Origin of the sequence: Campylobacter pinnipediorum subsp. pinnipediorum (genome assembly GCF_002021925.1) — a bacterium.
In the GTDB taxonomy this organism is placed as follows: Bacteria; Campylobacterota; Campylobacteria; order Campylobacterales; family Campylobacteraceae; genus Campylobacter_A; species Campylobacter_A pinnipediorum.
In genome coordinates this window covers 1,476,134-1,493,798 of sequence record NZ_CP012546.1, presented here as the reverse complement: position 1 = coordinate 1,493,798, position 17,665 = coordinate 1,476,134, and the positions used below count along the sequence as shown (strand labels likewise).

The 17,665-nt window shown below is 31.4% G+C and carries 19 protein-coding genes and 1 tRNA gene; 11 read left to right on the top strand and 9 right to left on the bottom strand.

All coding sequences use genetic code 11. From position 1 onward, the window contains the following. Positions 1 to 303: 303 nt before the first annotated feature. The 7 genes from rplT to rpmB form a co-directional block, all read right to left on the bottom strand. On the bottom strand, positions 304 to 660 hold the full coding sequence (gene rplT, locus CPIN17260_RS07775) for a 50S ribosomal protein L20 (protein WP_069633121.1): 357 nt from the start codon (positions 658 to 660) through the stop codon (positions 304 to 306). Between the two features lie 110 nt (positions 661 to 770). After that, positions 771 to 962 (bottom strand): 50S ribosomal protein L35, encoded by a 192-nt coding sequence (rpmI, locus tag CPIN17260_RS07770; protein WP_069633122.1) that lies wholly within the window; start codon positions 960 to 962, stop codon positions 771 to 773. A gap of 81 nt (positions 963 to 1,043) precedes the next feature. Next, a complete protein-coding gene (locus CPIN17260_RS07765) occupies positions 1,044 to 1,613 on the bottom strand; it encodes a ComF family protein (protein WP_078440834.1) in 570 nt (189 codons plus the stop codon). Next, positions 1,614 to 2,336: a YajG family lipoprotein gene (locus tag CPIN17260_RS07760; protein ID WP_078440833.1), complete on the bottom strand. Its 723-nt coding sequence runs from the start codon at positions 2,334 to 2,336 to the stop codon at positions 1,614 to 1,616. Between the two features lie 11 nt (positions 2,337 to 2,347). Beyond that, positions 2,348 to 4,138, bottom strand: coding sequence for a translation elongation factor 4 (lepA, locus tag CPIN17260_RS07755; protein ID WP_078440832.1), 1,791 nt, complete (start codon positions 4,136 to 4,138; stop codon positions 2,348 to 2,350). A 122-nt stretch (positions 4,139 to 4,260) separates the two neighbouring features. After that, positions 4,261 to 5,391, bottom strand: a complete 1,131-nt coding sequence (locus CPIN17260_RS07750) for a potassium channel family protein (protein WP_069633126.1) — start codon at positions 5,389 to 5,391, stop codon at positions 4,261 to 4,263. Between the two features lie 33 nt (positions 5,392 to 5,424). Next, positions 5,425 to 5,616 (bottom strand): 50S ribosomal protein L28, encoded by a 192-nt coding sequence (rpmB, locus tag CPIN17260_RS07745; protein WP_069633127.1) that lies wholly within the window; start codon positions 5,614 to 5,616, stop codon positions 5,425 to 5,427. Between the two features lie 149 nt (positions 5,617 to 5,765). Between rpmB and rpe the strand changes: the two genes are divergently transcribed. From rpe to CPIN17260_RS07715, 6 genes are all read left to right on the top strand, one after another. After that, positions 5,766 to 6,413, top strand: a complete 648-nt coding sequence (gene rpe, locus CPIN17260_RS07740; protein ID WP_069633128.1) for a ribulose-phosphate 3-epimerase — start codon at positions 5,766 to 5,768, stop codon at positions 6,411 to 6,413. Beyond that, positions 6,410 to 7,174 (top strand): 3'-5' exonuclease, encoded by a 765-nt coding sequence (locus CPIN17260_RS07735; RefSeq protein ID WP_069637129.1) that lies wholly within the window; start codon positions 6,410 to 6,412, stop codon positions 7,172 to 7,174. The genes rpe and CPIN17260_RS07735 overlap by 4 nt, the downstream gene beginning before the upstream one ends. A gap of 101 nt (positions 7,175 to 7,275) precedes the next feature. Continuing rightward, the gene (locus CPIN17260_RS07730) at positions 7,276 to 7,689 is read left to right on the top strand and encodes an acyl-CoA thioesterase (protein WP_069633130.1); all 414 of its coding nucleotides are present in this window, start codon (positions 7,276 to 7,278) and stop codon (positions 7,687 to 7,689) included. 122 nt (positions 7,690 to 7,811) lie between these two features. After that, positions 7,812 to 8,819, top strand: a complete 1,008-nt coding sequence (ruvB, locus tag CPIN17260_RS07725; protein WP_069633131.1) for a Holliday junction branch migration DNA helicase RuvB — start codon at positions 7,812 to 7,814, stop codon at positions 8,817 to 8,819. Further along, a complete protein-coding gene (locus tag CPIN17260_RS07720; RefSeq protein ID WP_226997047.1) occupies positions 8,815 to 9,858 on the top strand; it encodes an AI-2E family transporter in 1,044 nt (347 codons plus the stop codon). Before ruvB ends, CPIN17260_RS07720 begins: the two co-directional genes overlap by 5 nt. 350 nt (positions 9,859 to 10,208) lie before the next feature. Further along, positions 10,209 to 11,540, top strand: coding sequence for an L-cystine transporter (locus tag CPIN17260_RS07715; protein ID WP_069637130.1), 1,332 nt, complete (start codon positions 10,209 to 10,211; stop codon positions 11,538 to 11,540). Positions 11,541 to 11,624: 84 nt separating this feature from the next. Here the strand turns inward: CPIN17260_RS07715 and CPIN17260_RS07710 are convergent. After that, a tRNA-Ser gene (locus CPIN17260_RS07710) sits at positions 11,625 to 11,712 on the bottom strand. Between the two features lie 122 nt (positions 11,713 to 11,834). Between CPIN17260_RS07710 and CPIN17260_RS07705 the strand changes: the two genes are divergently transcribed. The 5 genes from CPIN17260_RS07705 to CPIN17260_RS07685 all read left to right on the top strand — a co-directional run bounded on the left by CPIN17260_RS07705 (position 11,835) and on the right by CPIN17260_RS07685 (position 16,208). Then, positions 11,835 to 12,587: a DUF4197 domain-containing protein gene (locus CPIN17260_RS07705; RefSeq protein WP_078406207.1), complete on the top strand. Its 753-nt coding sequence runs from the start codon at positions 11,835 to 11,837 to the stop codon at positions 12,585 to 12,587. A gap of 12 nt (positions 12,588 to 12,599) precedes the next feature. Continuing rightward, positions 12,600 to 13,475 (top strand): DMT family transporter, encoded by an 876-nt coding sequence (locus tag CPIN17260_RS07700; RefSeq protein ID WP_069637132.1) that lies wholly within the window; start codon positions 12,600 to 12,602, stop codon positions 13,473 to 13,475. Between the two features lie 24 nt (positions 13,476 to 13,499). After that, positions 13,500 to 14,387, top strand: a complete 888-nt coding sequence (locus tag CPIN17260_RS07695; RefSeq protein WP_069637133.1) for a DMT family transporter — start codon at positions 13,500 to 13,502, stop codon at positions 14,385 to 14,387. Continuing rightward, a complete protein-coding gene (locus CPIN17260_RS07690; protein ID WP_069637627.1) occupies positions 14,387 to 15,280 on the top strand; it encodes a DMT family transporter in 894 nt (297 codons plus the stop codon). Before CPIN17260_RS07695 ends, CPIN17260_RS07690 begins: the two co-directional genes overlap by 1 nt. A 244-nt stretch (positions 15,281 to 15,524) precedes the next feature. Next, the gene (locus CPIN17260_RS07685) at positions 15,525 to 16,208 is read left to right on the top strand and encodes an NYN domain-containing protein (protein WP_069636979.1); all 684 of its coding nucleotides are present in this window, start codon (positions 15,525 to 15,527) and stop codon (positions 16,206 to 16,208) included. 35 nt (positions 16,209 to 16,243) lie between these two features. Here the strand turns inward: CPIN17260_RS07685 and CPIN17260_RS07680 are convergent, their stop codons facing one another. After that, entirely contained in the window at positions 16,244 to 17,611 is a 1,368-nt protein-coding gene (locus CPIN17260_RS07680) for a Na+/H+ antiporter NhaC family protein (RefSeq protein WP_069636980.1), read from the bottom strand. Between the last annotated feature and the right edge of the window lie 54 nt (positions 17,612 to 17,665).

Below are 17,665 nucleotides of genomic sequence, written 5' to 3'. Positions count from 1 at the left end.
TATATTCACTATACTTTTTTATAATATAAATTTTATATGAGTGCTTTCAATATATTCCTATGATAATATGGTTTAAATTGTGCTATAAATAAATCCCATTTCTTTGCATTTTTACGGGATGTAGTGATTTGATATTAAAATATACAGTCTAATAATTGGCAGTAAGTAAATTATTATTTTAAAACAAATTTTTTATTGACATTATTTAAAAAATAAATTGTAAGTATTTTTGTTATTGTTAAGATTTTAAATTTTTAAAATTAAATATATTTTTGTTTAAGCCCTTAAAAAAGGGCTTATTTTTTATTTTAAAGCGTCTTTTGCGTTATTAGCGAGTGTTTGGAATGCTTTTGCATCATTCATAGCTAAATCAGCTAAAATTTTTCTATCAAGCTCTATGCCTGCTTTCTTCAAGCCACTTATAAATCTTGAGTAGCTTATATCGTTAAGTCTGCAAGCAGCATTTATACGAACTATCCATAAACGACGGAAATCTCTCTTCTTCTGACGTCTATCGCGGTATGCATAAACTAAACTTCTTTCAAGTTGTTCTTTAGCTTTTCTAAAGTGTTTGTGTCTCGCGCTGAAAAAACCACGCGCAAGTTTTAAAACTTTTTTATGGCGTCTTCTTCTTACTACGCCTGTTTTTACTCTTGCCATATTTATCCTTTTACAAATCGGCGCCCATTTTAAGGGTCTTTCCCTAAAACATATAAAATTTAGGGGAGTTTTGAATGACTTTTGTCAAAAACTTTAGCTAATTGCTAGTATCAAACTCCTAGCATCTTCTTAACTGCTTTGACATTTGTGCTATCCACATATTGTGGTTGGCGCAAATCTCTCATACGCTTACTTGGTTTTTTTGTCAAGATATGGCTTCTAAAAGCAGAGCCTCTTTTTATCTTGTTTTTACCCACTTTAAAGCGTTTAGCAGCACCGCGAACGGTTTTCATTTTTGGCATACTAAATCCTTTAGTGTATTTTATGCTGTTTGTAGCATAAGGGATGGATTATACCAAAATATTTCTTTAATAAATTTAAATCTAATATCTTGCGTCAGATAAAACTATGGCGCATAAAACATTTACGCCATTTTTTTCTAAAAAATTCTTAGCTTCCATTATAGTAGACCCAGTCGTAACTATATCGTCTATGAGTATTACTGGATTTTTTATATTTTTTAAGAGTTTAAAATTTCTTGGATTATTTTTACGAAATTTTAAATCTTTCCCACTATAAGTTATATTGTTTGTTGAATGTAAAGTATGAAACAAGGGCTTGATTTGTTTGGAATTTAAGCTTTTTGCAAGTATGGCTGTATGCGAGTATCCATCGGTATTTTTGTCATCTATGGGTATTGCATTTATTAATGCTTGTGATTTAAAATTTATAGCAAATTTTTCAAAACTAAGTTTTGCTAGGTTGTTAAAGATATATCTTCCGTGAATTTTATGTTTTGATATGATTAGGTCTTTTATCTCAGAATAATTGTAAAAACTATAAATTTTAAAACCATCTATTTCCCGTATGCTTATAGTCGGATTGTATAGAAATTTTGAGCAAACTTTACAAAATGTAAAAATGGTAAATGCGCCACATTTAAAGCAACGCATTTAAAATTTGCTGATAATGTTAGCTGTTTTTATTGCTGCTTGTTTTACCAAAAGACCTACGAAAAAATCAAACTCATCAGAGTTCCCAATTTTTAGATTTTTTACATATTGCTTGGTGTTTATGTTAAAATCTTTATTGAAATTTATATTAGAAATATTTAGCTTAGCTTCAAGCTTTCCGTCCAAGGTTTGACCCATTCTATCATAAAAGCCATCTGTTTTTTTAAATGTAAAATCTAGTCTATATGTATATGGAGATGTTTGTGTTTCAACTACCATTATACCGCGAGAGTTAAGCTCTTGTTTTAAAAACATATAAAAAAGCGCTTCCAAAGATGGGCTTGAATCAAGCGGTATTATCTTGCCTTTTCTTCCTATATAAGAAAAAACAGAAGCGTCTTCTCTGGCATCTACAATTCTATGTAAAAAAACTTTTTTAAGCCCTACATTTGTATCAACCAAATTTTTACGTAAACAGTATTTTATAGCTATATCGCTTGAATATTCAGCTCCGTTTATAAGCACTCTTCTTGTTCCTACTGAATTTTCTTTTGTGCAATCAACTTTTATTCTCATTATATCTTTAAATAGTGTTTCATCTTTGCTTGTTATCTGAAAGTATTTATCTTCACTTTCGTTTGTACTAAATGGATTTAAACTAGCACAACCATAGAAAAATATGGCCATAAAAAAATATAAACATATAGATTTGATTTTTAGCATTTGTTTGTCCTTTAATCTATCTTTAAAACGCTCAGGAATGCTTCTTGTGGTAAATGAACTTTACCGATAGCTTTCATTCTTTTTTTACCTTCTTTTTGCTTTTCAAGAAGTTTTCTTTTTCTTGTTATATCCCCGCCGTAGCATTTTGCCGTTACATTTTTGCCCATTGATTTTACATTTTCTCTTGCTATGACTTTGTTGCCTATACTAGCTTGTATTGCTACTTCAAAAAGTTGGCGCGGAACTATCTCTTTCATAGCTTTTACAAAATCTCTTCCTTTTGTGGCGGCTTTGCTTTCAGGCACTATTATGGATAGTGCATCAACTATCTCTCCAGCCACTCTTACATCTAGTTTTACGAGATCCCCAGCTCTATATTCGCTTGGTTCATAGTCAAAACTAGCATACCCTTTTGTAGCCGATTTTAGCTTGTCGTAAAAATCCATCACAATCTCATTCATAGGAATATCGTATTCTAATAAAACTCTTTCAGGTGTTATATAATCCATCTTTGTTTGAATGCCTCTTCTGTTGTTTAGAAGAGTTATGATATTTCCTAAAAAATCAGTAGGTGTTATAATTGTTGATTTTACATAAGGTTCTTTTATCTGTTCTATTTTATTTACAGCGGGTAGCTCGCTTGGATTTTGTATTTTTAGTATTGTGCCATCTGTTTGAACTATCTCGTAAGTAACTGTTGGAGCTGTTGCTATAAGATCAAGTCCAAACTCTCTTTCAAGTCTTTCTTTGATAACTTCCATATGTAAAAGCCCCAAAAAGCCAACTCTAAATCCAAAACCAAGTGCTATCGATGTTTCTGGTTCATAGCTTATCGAGCTATCATTTAGTTTTAGCTTATCAAGTGCATCTCTAAGGTCTTCAAATTTATCAGTGTCTATCGGGTAAATTCCAGCAAAGACAAATGGTTTTGCTCTTTCAAATCCACCAATTGGCTCTTTTGTTGGGTTTTTTGACATGGTTATAGTGTCGCCAACTTGAACATCACTAACATTTTTAAGTCCTAAAATAACAATACCGACCTCGCCAGCATTTATAGAAGTGGTTTTTATAGGTGCTATTGGATTTGGATACATTAGGTCTAAAACCGTATGTTTTTTATTTGTTCCCATAACAAGAATTTCATCATTTTTTGAAATCTTGCCATCATATACCCTAACCAATGCCAAAGCTCCAAGATAGTTATCAAACCAGCTGTCATATATAAGGGCTTTTGTAGGCAAACTCTCATCTGTAACCGGAGCTGGTATCCTTGAAACTATCGCTTCAAGCAAGTCACTTATGCCTATACCTGATTTTGCACTTACTTCTATCGCATTTGTGCAATCAAGCCCTATGATATGTTCTATCTCATCTTTTACTCGTTCAGGATCTGCTGCTGGTAGGTCTATTTTATTTATTACGGGTATTATTTCAAGATTATGTTCAAGTGCTATATATACATTTGCAATGGTCTGTGCTTCAACGCCTTGTGAAGCATCTACAACCAAAAGAGCACCCTCACAACTTGCCAAGCTTCTACTTACTTCATAGCTAAAATCAACGTGTCCCGGAGTGTCTATTAGGTTTAGTATAAACTCACCATCTTTGTTTTTATAATTAAGTCTTACACTTTGTGCTTTTATTGTTATTCCACGCTCTTTTTCTATATCCATTGTATCCATTATCTGAGAGCTCATTTGTCTATCGCTAACGGCTCCGCATTCTTGGATTAGTCTATCAGCAAGTGTGCTTTTTCCGTGATCTATATGTGCTATAATACTAAAATTTCTTATATTTTTCATATACCTACTTTTTATTTTATTTTTATCTTTTATATTGCCAAAAAATCATTTAAAAAAGCATAAAGTTCAAAAATAGAATTTATTATAGATATTTTGGCAAAGTATGAATCTTAATTTTAAAATTAGCTTATTTTAAACTCTTCAAGTTTATACTTGCTTTTGATTACTTTTTTTGTAGCTCTTATGCCGTGAGCTGTTCCTATCACAAGTAATTTCGAGTTTGTTCCTATTAGAGTATCTCCATTTGGCATAGCTGTAAATTTATTGTTTGTATCCAAAATTCCAACAACATCACAACCTGTTATATTTCTTAGATTTGTCTCTTTTAGTCTTTTAAATCTAAGCCAAGAGTATTCAGGAACTAAAATTTCTTCTATATCTATAGGAGAATCTTTTTTGTATAAAAAGTGCTCTAATAAGTTTTCCATATCAGGTCTAACACTCATTGCACTTAGTCTTTGTGCTACTAGTTTTGATGGGCTTACGACACTGTTTGCACCAAGTTTTTTCAGTCTTTCTGTGTCATCTTCATTGTCAGAGTTTGTCATTATAAAGTATGGTCTTTTTCTATCTATCTCTTTTTCATAAAGTCTTACGGATGCTATAAGCGCTATATTGTCGGCAATGTTGGAACTTATGGCTATAACACCTTTTGCGCTTGAAAGATGAGTTTTTAAAAATGCTAATTGCGTGTGAGGCGCAGCTTTTATGTAGTATGGATACTTGTATTTTTGAGCAAGTTCCGGTAGATCTTCTCTGTTATCAACGACTACAAATGGTATATGATTTTCACGAAATTGAGCGCTAAGTTCTATTGTGTACAAATTGTGATAACAAATAACAAAATGATTTTTAAGCCTAGCGATTTTATAAAGCATATGGCTCTCCTTTATAATAGCTAACAATGAGCCTTTTTTGAATACCTCTACAACGACACCTATAGAAAATGTAAAAACCGCAAAACCAAGCAAAATAAAAACTATCGTAAATATTCTACCTTTTACGGAAATAGGCGCTACCTCTGTAAAACCAACAGTTGTAAAAGTCATACCTGCTTGATAAATTCCATCTATCAATGAAAAATTATCTATAAATACATATCCTAATGAGCCAAACATCATCATTAAGACAACTGAGATTAGCGGAATTCTAAATGGTTTTAGTTGTTCATATAACTCTGTATTTAAATTTATTTCTGGTTTTGAGGATGTAGACCAGTTGAGGAATTTTTTAAGCTTCGTTAAAAAAAGCATAAATTCCTCTTTAGTGTTTCATAGATTTTAATCCTAGTTTGACTGCTTTTTCATTGTTCTTAAAGTAGAAGCAGCTACTTTAATCTTTCTAGTTGTACCATCTTCAAGAGTAACACGGATAGTTCTAAGATTTGGTAAAAATCTTCTCTTTGTTTTGTTATTGGCATGGCTAACATTGTTACCAACCATAGGACCTTTTCCTGTAATATCACATCTTCTTGACATATCTTTTCCTTAAAAAAACAAAATTTAATGTGTGATGTTATCTAAAAAAAACAAAAAAAACGCTTAAATTTATGAATTTTTATTTTTATGGACTTTTAAACTATATTTAAAGTAAAATTACCCCAATTTTTAAAACTAAAAGGTATAAAATGTATGTAGCACCGAGTATATTGTCGGCTGATTTTGGGAATTTAGATGCTGAAATCAAAGCCATTTGTGAAGCTGGCTGTGATTTGATTCATGTTGATGTAATGGATGGTCATTTTGTCCCAAATTTAACAATAGGACCACTTGTGGTAAAAGCTGTCGCAAAAGCTGCTACAAAGCCACTTGATATACATCTAATGGTGCAAAATAATACTTTTTTTGTTGATCTTTTTTTGCCGTTAAAACCAAAATTTATCACATTTCACATAGAAGAAGAAAAACACCCGCTAAGACTTATTGATCATATAAGACAAAATGGAGTAAGCCCCGGCATTGTTTTAAATCCACATACCCCAATATCAACTCTTGAATACATAATCAAAGAGATTGATATGGTTTTGCTTATGAGTGTAAATCCAGGGTTTGGTGGACAAAAATTTATACCTGATGTTGTGGAAAAAATAAAACTTTTAAGAGAATTGATAGATAAAAAAAATGCAAAATGTCTAATAGAAGTTGATGGTGGTGTAAATGGACTTAATGCACCTGATTTAGAAGAAGCTGGGGCTGATGTTTTGGTTGCAGGTAATTATATATTTTCTTCGAATTCTTATGCAGAAGCTATTCGTGCTATAAAGCTTGAGTTTTGAAACATTTAGAAAATCTGTTAAATTTACTTTCAAATAGAAATCTTAGTTATTATGATTTTATTGCTAGGGCAAAGCTAGTTGATGAATTGACAGAAATTTTTGATATCAGAGATATAGATATATGGCAAGCTTTGGGGCTTGATATATCTAGAAATATACATAAAGTTGAGTTAAATACAAGAATAAGACCTATAGCAGAACAAGAGTTTTGTATAGTTGATATAGAGACAAATGGCGGTATGAGTAGCGGACAAATAATAGAAATCGGTGCTATTAAGATTAAAAATGGGGTTGAGATAGGTAGATTTGAGAGTTTGGTTTATGCAAAGGAAGTTCCTGAAAGCATAACCGAACTAACCGGAATCAAACAAGAAGATTTAAAAAATGCCCCAAATTTAAGTCACGTTCTTGAAAAATTTAGAGTTTTTTTAAATAAAAGTGTGTTCGTTGCTCATAATGTAAATTTTGATTATAATTTTATATCAAATAGTATGAAAAATACAGATTTTGGAATACTTTTAAACCGTAAAATATGCACAATAGAGTTAGCAAAAAGAACTATACCATCAGAGAGATATGGACTTGGTTATTTAAAAGAATTGCTTGGCATAAACAATACCCATCACAGGGCTTTAAACGATGCGATATCAGCTTGTGAGATATTTAAGATATCTCTTAGTAAGCTTCCCCAAAATGTAAAAACAGTAGAAGAACTTATAAGATTTACTAAAAATTCTAATAAAGTTAAAATAAATCAATAAGCAATCTCATTTAAAATTAAGCAAGAGTTGTAAAAAGATTAGTTTTAAATTTATACTTGATAAGTAAAATCTCGCAAAAAAATCAAAAAAGGAAACAAAAAATGAAAGATTTAACTTCTTTTGGTGAAGCTAGAATAAAAATAATTGCTCTTCCAAAGGATACAAACTCATCTGGAAATATATTTGGCGGTTGGATAATGTCTCAGATAGATATGGCCGGTGTGATAGCAGCAAGAGAGTTAGCGCCTGAAAGGGTTGTTACCATATCTATGGATGAGATTATATTTAAAGAGCCTGTTTATGTTGGCGATTTGATAAGTTGCTATGCAAAGGTTATCAAGGTTGGAACGACATCCATAAGAACACAGATAGAAGTAACGGCGCTTAGACAAAATAATGATGGGTTTACAGAATGTGTTCAGGTTACAAGTGCATTTGCTACATTTGTTAGTGTCACAAAAGATGGTGTAAAAAAACCAATAGACCCTGAATTAAAAAGATTACACGGATTTTAATAGCATAAAATCACGGCATTAAATTATTTGTCGTGATTTTTACTTTTATGTTTTTCAGCCTTACATTATCAATTTTTAAGTAAAATCCATTTAAAAATTAAATCATGAAATGTAAACAATAAATGGATAGAATAGTTGAAATAGAAAAAGTAAATTTTGAAAATGATTTTGAAGTATCTTTACGTCCTAGTGTTTTTGATGACTATATAGGGCAAGAGAAGATCAAACAAAACTTAAGCATATTTATACAAGCCGCAAAAAAAAGAAACGAGTGTCTCGATCATGTTTTATTTTATGGACCTCCGGGGCTTGGAAAGACAACATTAGCGCATATTATAGCAAATGAAATGAATGTCAGCATAAAGATGACAGCCGCTCCTATGATAGAAAAGAGTGGAGATTTGGCTGCTATTTTGACAAATTTACAAGAGGGTGATGTTCTTTTTATAGATGAGATACACAGACTAAGCCCAGCTATAGAAGAGGTGCTTTATCCTGCTATGGAGGATTTTAGGCTTGATATTATTATAGGCTCAGGACCAGCTGCACAAACTATAAAAATAGATCTTCCGAAATTTACACTTATAGGTGCTACGACTCGTGCTGGTATGATTTCAGCTCCGTTAAGAGATCGTTTTGGCATGGATTTTAGACTTCAATTTTATACTACAAACGAACTATCAAAAATCGTTCAAATCGCATCATCTAAGCTCTCAAAAGAGTGTGATAAAAATGCTTCCTTGGAAATAGCAAAGCGTTCAAGGGGGACTCCAAGGATAGCTTTGAGATTATTAAAAAGAATTCGCGATTTTGCAGAGGTAAGAGATGAAAATTTCATATCTCATGAGCGTTCAAAAGAGGGGCTTGATGCACTTGGGGTTAATGATCTTGGATTTGATGAGATGGATATTCGCTATCTTGAAATTTTAACTCAAGCAAGACGTAGACCGCTCGGACTTAGCACTATTGCGGCCGCTTTAAGCGAAGATGAAGGCACGGTTGAAGATGTGCTTGAGCCTTATTTGCTTGCAAATGGTTATATTGAACGAACAGCAAGAGGTAGGATAGCAAGTATGAAGAGTTTTGAACTTTTTAATATTAAGATAGATAAAGGCTTGTTTGATGATTAATAATGGCAGGGTTTATGTTGGATTTTTCGTAATCTTTTCTCTTTGTTTGGTCTTGTATCTTTTTAAGCCATTTTTATTAAATATATTTATAGCAGCTTTACTTGCGGTTGCCACATCAAATATAAATGTAAAACTTTTGCAAATAACAAATAATAAAAAGACACTTTCGGCTTTTCTTACTACCGTGGCTCTGTTTAGCTTGTTTATGGCACCATTTTTATATGCTGTTGTTAGTGTTGCAAAATATGCAGCAAATATAGACATAAATACCATAAATACAACTGTTGATTATTTAAAGAATTATGATTTTAATCTACCAAAAAGCTTTGAATTTTTAACACCAAAAATAAAAGAAATAATTTCAAGTATTGATGTGAAATTTTTGTTTAACACTGTTGTTTCAAATATAGCAAATGTAGGAAAATTAAGTGCTAAGTTTATGATAGATATGGTTTTTATACTTGTTTTTTTCTTTTTTTGTATTTTGTACGGAAGTGAACTTATAGGGTATATCAAAAAAGCACTTCCTATGAATATAAAAGATAGTGAGTTTGTATTAAGCGAAGTTGCAAATGTTATGAGTGTTGTATTTTATTCTATTATTATAAATACTATTTTTCAAGGTTGTCTTTTTGCATTTATAACAAGTATATATGGATATGATGGATTTTTGACTGGAATTTTATTTGGATTTAGTTCGCTTATACCTGTTATAGGAGGTCTTCTTTTGTGGCTCCCTATAAGTCTTTACGAGTTTGCAAACCTAAATACAACTGCTGCAATAGTAATAGCCTTATATACTATAATTGTTATTTCTATAATAGCCGATACTTTTTTAAAGCCCCTTATTATAAAGTTTATAAATTCAAAACTTGTAAAAATTCCAACCAAGATAAACGAACTTTTACTATTTTTCTCAATGATAGCTGGTATTAGCACATTTGGTTTTTGGGGGCTTATACTAGGCCCAGCGATAGTTACATTTTTTATATCAAATATAAAACTTTATACACTTATAAAAAGAAAATTTATTGATTGATTTTTTAAGCTTATTAAAGTGTTAGTTGAGTAAATGATGATAAAAACTAGTTTCGAATTTTATTAATTTAAAGAAAAACTGTATTTTATTGAACGGAAGTTTAATAAAATATGATAAAATTCTTTCACTTTAATGAAAGGTTTATTATGAACAGTATTTTATTTCGTTTACTTGATAGTTATGCTTTGACTATAAACGATTATTCTTTAAAAACTCCAGAAGTAACTGCCGGATACTGTTGTAACAATACTTGCCATCTTAGATAGGGTTGTAAATTTATGTTTTAAATTTACTCGTATTTTTTAATAATGGTTTATTTTACCATTTCTTTATTTTTTTGAGGATTTAATATGATTATTTTAAATTTAATAGTTTTTGTTGTTTTATTATTTGTATTGTTTAAAGTGTTTCAAAGCACTCAAAAACTAGGCTTAACAGTATTTGTTGGTTTGTTTTTGGGTCTTATCGGTGGTGCTTTGATGCAAAACTTTTATGATAAACCAATTATTAGCTCTACACTTGATTGGATAAATATAGTTGGTAGTGGCTATGTTCGTTTGCTTCAAATGATTGTTATGCCACTTGTTTTTATCTCTATTTTGGCAGCCATTACTAGATTGCATAACTCAAAATCACTAGGCAAGGTTAGTCTTAGTGTTTTATCTGTTTTGCTTCTTACTACAGCTATCGCAGCCGCTATAGGTATTGCTATGGCCTATATGTTTGACTTATCGGCTGAGGGTTTGGTGGCTGGGGAAAGAGAATTGGCTGCACAACTTAGCATAAGTGGTAGAGCTGAAAAAATAAGTAGCTTAACAATACCTTCAATGCTTGTATCTTTTATACCAAAAAATCCATTTGCAGAACTTACTGGTGCAAACCCTACTTCTATAATTAGCACCGTTATTTTTGCCGCATTACTTGGCATAGCAGCTTTAAACCTTTCTAAGCAAAATCAAGAATTTGGTGAAAGAATTGCTAGTGGTGTTGAGTTATTAAATCAGTGGATAATACGCTTAGTTCGTTTTATAATTAGTTTAACTCCTTATGGTGTCTTTGCATTAATGACAAAGATGGCAGCAGTATCTGTTTGGTCTGATGTGGTAAATTTAGGTAGTTTTATAGTAGCTTCTTATCTTGCACTATTGTCAATGTTTGTAATTCATGGTATATTGCTTTTTGTATTTAAAGTAAATCCTTTGGATTATTATAAAAAGGTATTGCCTGTTTTAAGTTTTGCTTTTAGCTCTCGTTCAAGTGCTGCTACCATACCTTTAAATATAGAAACCCAAACAGATAAGCTTGGAAACGATAGTGTTATAGCAAACTTTGCTGCTACATTTGGTGCTACGATAGGACAAAACGGTTGTGCTGGAATTTATCCTGCGATGCTCGCGGTTATGGTTGCGCCAACGGTTGGTATAGACCCTTTTAGTGTTCAGTATATCCTTAGCCTTATTTTAATCGTAGCTATCTCATCATTTGGTATAGCTGGTGTTGGTGGCGGTGCTACATTTGCCGCTATCGTTGTGTTATCTGCTTTAAATTTACCGCTTGCCTTGGTTGGTTTGCTTATATCTATCGAGCCTTTGATAGATATGGGAAGAACTGCTTTAAATGTAAATGGTGCTATGGTCGCTGGAACTTTGAGCGATAGAATTTTAAACAAAAAGCAAAAATAAACTACATAAGTATTCAAACGATGAGTTTTAAAACTTGTCGTTTGGGTATTTTAAATATATTTTTATCATTTATATAAAGTATAGTGGCGGGTAAAGTGGGATTCGAACCCACGAGGCTGTTACACCTACACGCGTTCCAGGCGTGCTCCTTCAACCACTCGGACATCTACCCAAAAAATAAGAACATAAATTATACAGTATCATTGCTTTTATTGGCTTGAAATTTTGAATATTAACATTCATTAAAGTGTTTTTGGATAGACTTATGTCTTTAAATTTTAAAGGATATAGGTTATGAAAAAGATTTTTGTTTGTTTTCCTGTTTTTATAGCTCTTTCTCTGAGCGCATTTGATTTTTCAAGTGTCATAAATACTGCAAAAGGTATGATAAATAATAAAACTACAAATGATAACTATAAAAGTATGGTAGAAAAGGCATTGGACTTATCTGTAAAAGAGTTAAGCGAAAGTGGATTTTTAAATAATAGTGTCGCAAAAATTCCTTTGCCAGAACATATTCAAACAGCTGCAAATTTAGCAAAAAAAGTAGGCGGAGAAAAATGGGCAAATGAGCTTACAAAGTCTATAAATCAAAGTGCAACAAAGGCTGTTGGCGGTGCTTCTAAGGTTTTTTATGATGTTATTCAAAATATGAAAGAGGATGAAATAAAAGGTTTGTTTTTAGACAAAGAAAATAGCTTTACAAAGTATCTTCAAACAAATGCAAGTGATAAATTGTCAGCTGTATTTAAGCCTATAATTGAAAAAATGATGAGTGAAAATACATTTGCTACCGCTTATAATGGTCTTAATTCTTTTGTAAAAAATAACTCTCTTTTGCAAAATGATGCAGTAAAAAACCTAAAAAACTTGGCTGGAAATTTTGGAGGCAATCAATACATTCCAAACACAGATGAAGATTTAAATGATTATATTACTAGAAAAACACTTGATGGTCTTTTTGCACTGATGGAAGAAAAAGAATCAAGTCTTAAAACAGGAACCATTGGCAAAGGTATGGATTTGCTAAATAAAATTTCAAAATAAGCAAATGCATAAATGACATCAAGAGCTAAAGAACTTTATTCTGATATATTGCTTTTTTTAGTTGCGATTGTTTGGGGTGTTACTTTTTTGCCTATGGCAAAGGCACTCCATACGAATGGTGTCTTTACTATACTTTTTTGGAGGTTTTTGATAGCTTTTTTGCTTATGTTTTTAATATCGTTTAAATTTATAAAAAAAGCTGATAAGAACTCTATAAAACATGGCGCTATTCTTGGTATTTTTTTATTTATGGGATTTGCCGTTCAAACATTTGCGTTAAAGTATATACCAAGTTCTACAGTGGCTTTTATAACTGGTCTTAATGTTGTTTTTGTGCCATTTGTGGTATTTGTCTTTTTTGCAAAAAAGATAGCCATATACTCATATATAGGTGCTTTGCTAAGTGCTTTTGGGCTTTATTTTTTATCAAGCACAGAACTTGGCTTTACAAAAGGTGAGCTTTTAAGTATTATTTGCGCTTTAGCTTATACTTTACATATAGTTTTAACTTCTGAATTTGCAAAAAAGAGTGATACAATTATTTTGGTCAATGTCCAATTTTTAGTTGTAGCTATTTTGAATTTTATATGTGCTATTGTGTTTGAGGGTGATGCGATTCCGGTTGTGAATTTTGATTTTGTCACTGCTGTTTTGATTGCATCAATTTTTGCAACCGTTATAGCTTTTTATGTTCAAACAAAAGCACAAGAATTTACATCGCCTATAAAAACATCTTTGATTTTTACATTTGAGCCAGTTACCGCTGGAATAGTTGGTTATTTTATAGGCAAAGAGAACATTAGTCAGACTCAAATAATGGGAGCTTTTGCTATTTTATTCGGTATAATCATAAGCGAAATTGGTTCTTACAAAAAACATTCACATTAAAATTTTAAACATAAGGGAGATATATTGTCTTTTAAATTTCAAATCACAGAATTTCGTGCTGATATAGCCTTGCTTTTTACGGCCGTTGTTTGGGGTGCTAGTTTACTACCTATGTCAAATGCTGCGGATAGTAACGATGTTTTTACTATACTTTTTTGGAGATTTTTTATCTCATTTTTTATAATGGGAACGGTTGCATTAAAGTTTGATAAAAAATTTGATAAAAATAGTATCAAATACGGTCTTATTTTGGGTCTATTTTTGTTTTTGGGTTTTACTTCGCAAACCTTCGCTTTGACACATACATATAGTTCAAGTGTTTCATTTATATCAGGACTTAATGTTGCTATCGTTCCATTTGTTGTATTTTTAATATTTAGAAGAAAAATTTACATACAAGCTTATGTTGGTATAGTTCTTGGAACGATTGGACTTTATTTTTTGACAGATTCAAAGGTTGGTTTTGGTCTTGGCGAAGCTTTGAGCTTGGTTTGTGCTTTGTCTTGGGCTTTGCATATAGTTTTTACTAGTGAGTTTGTAAAAAAATGTGAAATTTTTACACTCATAACCACACAATTTGCTGTGATATTTATTTTAAGTGCTATTTTCGGGGTAGGCACTCATGGCAGTATAGTTCCTATTTTGGATGATGATTTTTATAAGGTTATGTTTATTACTATCGCTTTTTCTACTATATTTGGTTTTATAATGCAAAGTGTTATGCTAGCTCATACAAGCCCTATAAAAGCCGCATTGCTTTTTACTTTTGAACCAGTTACTGCTGGATTTTTAGGATATTTTATAGGTAATGAGCATTTGACTGGATTACAAATTTTTGGAGGTATTATTATAATAGCTGGAATTTTGATAAGTGAGATTGGCTCATATCTAAACAATAAAAGGATAAATTAATGTTTTTTAGCAGACAAATAACTGAGTTTAAAGCTGATTTTGCTCTTTTAATAACAGCTTTTATATGGGGTGCTGCTCTTTTACCGATAGTTGCATCTTTAAAGACAAATGATGTTTTTACGATTTTGTTTTGGAGATTTTTTATTTCAGCTTTGATAATGGGTCTTATAGCTTATAAATTTGATAAGTTTTTTGATAAACAAGCTATTAAATATGGCTCTATTTTAGGGCTTACATTGTTTCTTGGGACATCTTTTCAGACATCGGCTTTAAAATACACATATAGCTCAAGTGTATCTTTTATAGTTAGTTTGTATATACTTTTTATACCATTTATGTCTTTTATGTTGTTTAAGAAAAAGGTTGGAATTTACTCTTATGTGGGTATGTTTTTTGGTGTTTTAGGGCTTTTTTTATTGAAACGAAATCTTGAATTTGGTTTTGGAAAAGGTGAAATTTTAAGTATATGCTCAGCCGTTAGTTTGGCTTTTCATATAGTATTTATGGGGTATTTTACTAAAAAAAGTGAGCTTTTTACATTTTTGGCTTCTCAATTTTTAGTTATTTCTATATGTTGTTTTTTGTTTTCTTATGCATTTAGAGGCGGGGTGGTTCCTACTTTGGATTATGCTTTTTATAAAGCTATGATTATAACTATATTTTTCTCAACTGTAATAGGCTTTGGTATAGAAGGGCTTATGCTTAGATATACAACTCCCGTTAAGGCAGCTATAATATTTATTTTTAAGTCTGTTACTGCTGGATTTTTGGGGTATTTTTTTGGTGGGGAAGATCTAAATAGCATACAAATACTTGGTGCTTGTATAATAATAGCTGGAATTTTAATAAGTGAAGTAGGCCCTTATCTCAATAAAAAAAGCCAAAAGATATAAAACTCTACTATGCAAGATAGATATATTTTGCATAGTTTTTATATTGTTTTCTAAAAGAATATTTTTATCTTTTAAAATGTCTTTTAAATTCTTTGTTTATGTGTAATTAAGCTTAATGTTGGCAAAATTTAAAAATACTTAATTTATGTGTAAGTTGAAAATCTACTGTGAAATTATAAAAAAAACATATTTTCTTAAATGCATATTTGTTAAAATATAATTATAATAATAGTAGGAATATAATATGAAAAATAAAAAAATAGCAGTATTTTTTGACTGTGAAAATATTTCGGCTAAATATGTTGAAGAAATTTTTGATGATTTAGCAAAATATGGAGAGGCTATAATAAAACAGTCTTTTAAGGACTGGGAGAACTCAAATAGCAAAGCTTGGAACAAAGAACTGCACGAAGAATTTGCAATAGAACCAATACAAGTTTTTTCTAATAAAAACTATAAAAACACAGCTGATTTGAGAATTCAAAGAGCTGTTTTTGAAACAATGAATCAAAAAAATATTGACATAATAGCTTTAGTAACTAGCGATAGTGATTTTAGAGATTTGGTTATGAGCATAAAATCCAACGGATTTGAAGCGATTGGATTTGGTGAGTCAAAAACTCCAGCATCTTTAAAAAATGCCTATTCTGATTTTATAGAACTTCCCATAAAAGATAAGCAACAAGATATTTTAGATAAAAAAGTAGTTGATATTTTAAAAGAAGCCATAAACAACACAAATGATGATGGCGAATATAGTCTAGTATCTAAAGTAGGAATGTATCTAAAAAATAAAAACTCATCATATAACCCCAAAAATTTTGGTGCTAGAACATGGGGAAATATAATAAAAAAATTTCCAGATGAATTTGAAATTTGCTATTTAAATAAAGAAAAAAGTATGTTCGCAGTTAAAAATAAAAAATAGATCAGTGCAACAAGTCTTGCTACACTGTTAAGATTTTATGAAAGAACTATTGCTCCTATTGTAGCCCCTATGATTAGCGGGATATTGAAAAATAAAAATGTAGGAACACAAGTATCATAAACGTGATTGTGCTGTTCGTCAGCATTTAGTCCAGATGTAGGACCTAGTGTGCTATCACTTGCTGGACTACCGGCATCCCCAAGCGCTGCAGCTATACCTACAAGTAAGATTATAGCTGCCGGAGAAAATCCAAGTTGTAGTGATAGTGGAACATAAATAGAAGCTATGATAGGTATCGTTCCAAAGCTAGTTCCTATACCTATGGTTACTAACAGTCCTATGATAAGCATAAGCAATGCACCGCCTAATTTACCACCTGCTATTTGACTAGCAAAGCTTACAAGTGATTCTATTCCGCCACTCTCTCTTAAAACAGAGCCAAAACCAGCTGCTACTAGCATTATAAAAGCTATAAAGCCCATCATAGCTAGTCCGTTATCCATTATATTATCTACTTTGTTGTATTCAATACCCTTGAATGCTATCATAAAAACAAGTCCAAGAAGTGCTCCAAGCGGTAAAGAGTCTGTATATAATTGAACACTAAATGCAATAACGGAACCAACTAAAACCACCCACTCTTTTCTTGTCATTTTTAGGCTTTTTGCTATGTTTGCTTCTTCGGTTTCTTTTGCTTCAAAAGCTGTATTTTGATAGACTCTTTTTCTAGAATAAAATACAAAAACAGCCAAGAAAAGCCCTATAAGCATAGATAAACCACCTATCCACATTACACTTGAAATATCGCCTATTTCAACTTTTACACCATTATTTTCTAATTCTTGTTGGATTATATTGTGAAATAATAATCCAAAGCCAACACTTAAGCTAACATAAGGTGCTTTTAGTCCAAATGTAAGCGCGCAAGCAACCGCTCTTCGGTCTATATTTAGTTTATTCATAAGTGGTAAAAGTGGTGGTATCAAGATAGGTATAAAAGCTATGTGAACCGGTATAAGGTTTTGCGAAAAGCAAGCTATAAAAGCTATAGAAAGCACAAACCAAGTTCTTGTTTGGCTTAAAATTTTGCTTATAGCATTTATTAAAATAGCTGTTAAATTTGTATTTGCAATAGCCGCCGCCAATGCACCAAGCAATATATAGCTAAGAGATGTTGTTAGGTTGCCTTTCATTCCTGCTATCAATGTAGAAGTCGTATCTGCCATTGATGTAAAAAGAGTTTGAAAGCCTACCGAGATTCCATCACCAAAGCCGGAAAAACCGTGATGTGAGATAACCCCAGCAAGCAAAGCTGATACTAGTATTGATAACAATATGTTAAACCTAAACAAACACAGTATAATCATTAAAATTATACTTAAAACGACTGGGTTACCAAGCATGTTTTTCCTTTTCTTTGAATTTTTTATGTATTATTGCAAATATATGCAAAAAAA

Excerpts from the sequence above, each read along its gene's own strand:
- rplT (WP_069633121.1), bottom strand. The coding sequence starts at position 660 with ATGGCAAGAGTAAAAACAGGCGTAGTAAGAAGAAGACGCCATAAAAAA.
- rpmI (WP_069633122.1), bottom strand. The coding sequence starts at position 962 with ATGCCAAAAATGAAAACCGTTCGCGGTGCTGCTAAACGCTTTAAAGTG.
- CPIN17260_RS07765 (WP_078440834.1), bottom strand. The coding sequence starts at position 1,613 with ATGCGTTGCTTTAAATGTGGCGCATTTACCATTTTTACATTTTGTAAA.
- CPIN17260_RS07760 (WP_078440833.1), bottom strand. The coding sequence starts at position 2,336 with ATGCTAAAAATCAAATCTATATGTTTATATTTTTTTATGGCCATATTT.
- lepA (WP_078440832.1), bottom strand. The coding sequence starts at position 4,138 with ATGAAAAATATAAGAAATTTTAGTATTATAGCACATATAGATCACGGA.
- CPIN17260_RS07750 (WP_069633126.1), bottom strand. The coding sequence starts at position 5,391 with ATGCTTTTTTTAACGAAGCTTAAAAAATTCCTCAACTGGTCTACATCC.
- rpmB (WP_069633127.1), bottom strand. The coding sequence starts at position 5,616 with ATGTCAAGAAGATGTGATATTACAGGAAAAGGTCCTATGGTTGGTAAC.
- rpe (WP_069633128.1), top strand. The coding sequence starts at position 5,766 with ATGTATGTAGCACCGAGTATATTGTCGGCTGATTTTGGGAATTTAGAT.
- CPIN17260_RS07730 (WP_069633130.1), top strand. The coding sequence starts at position 7,276 with ATGAAAGATTTAACTTCTTTTGGTGAAGCTAGAATAAAAATAATTGCT.
- ruvB (WP_069633131.1), top strand. The coding sequence starts at position 7,812 with ATGGATAGAATAGTTGAAATAGAAAAAGTAAATTTTGAAAATGATTTT.
- CPIN17260_RS07715 (WP_069637130.1), top strand. The coding sequence starts at position 10,209 with ATGATTATTTTAAATTTAATAGTTTTTGTTGTTTTATTATTTGTATTG.
- CPIN17260_RS07705 (WP_078406207.1), top strand. The coding sequence starts at position 11,835 with ATGAAAAAGATTTTTGTTTGTTTTCCTGTTTTTATAGCTCTTTCTCTG.
- CPIN17260_RS07700 (WP_069637132.1), top strand. The coding sequence starts at position 12,600 with ATGACATCAAGAGCTAAAGAACTTTATTCTGATATATTGCTTTTTTTA.
- CPIN17260_RS07690 (WP_069637627.1), top strand. The coding sequence starts at position 14,387 with ATGTTTTTTAGCAGACAAATAACTGAGTTTAAAGCTGATTTTGCTCTT.
- CPIN17260_RS07685 (WP_069636979.1), top strand. The coding sequence starts at position 15,525 with ATGAAAAATAAAAAAATAGCAGTATTTTTTGACTGTGAAAATATTTCG.
- CPIN17260_RS07680 (WP_069636980.1), bottom strand. The coding sequence starts at position 17,611 with ATGCTTGGTAACCCAGTCGTTTTAAGTATAATTTTAATGATTATACTG.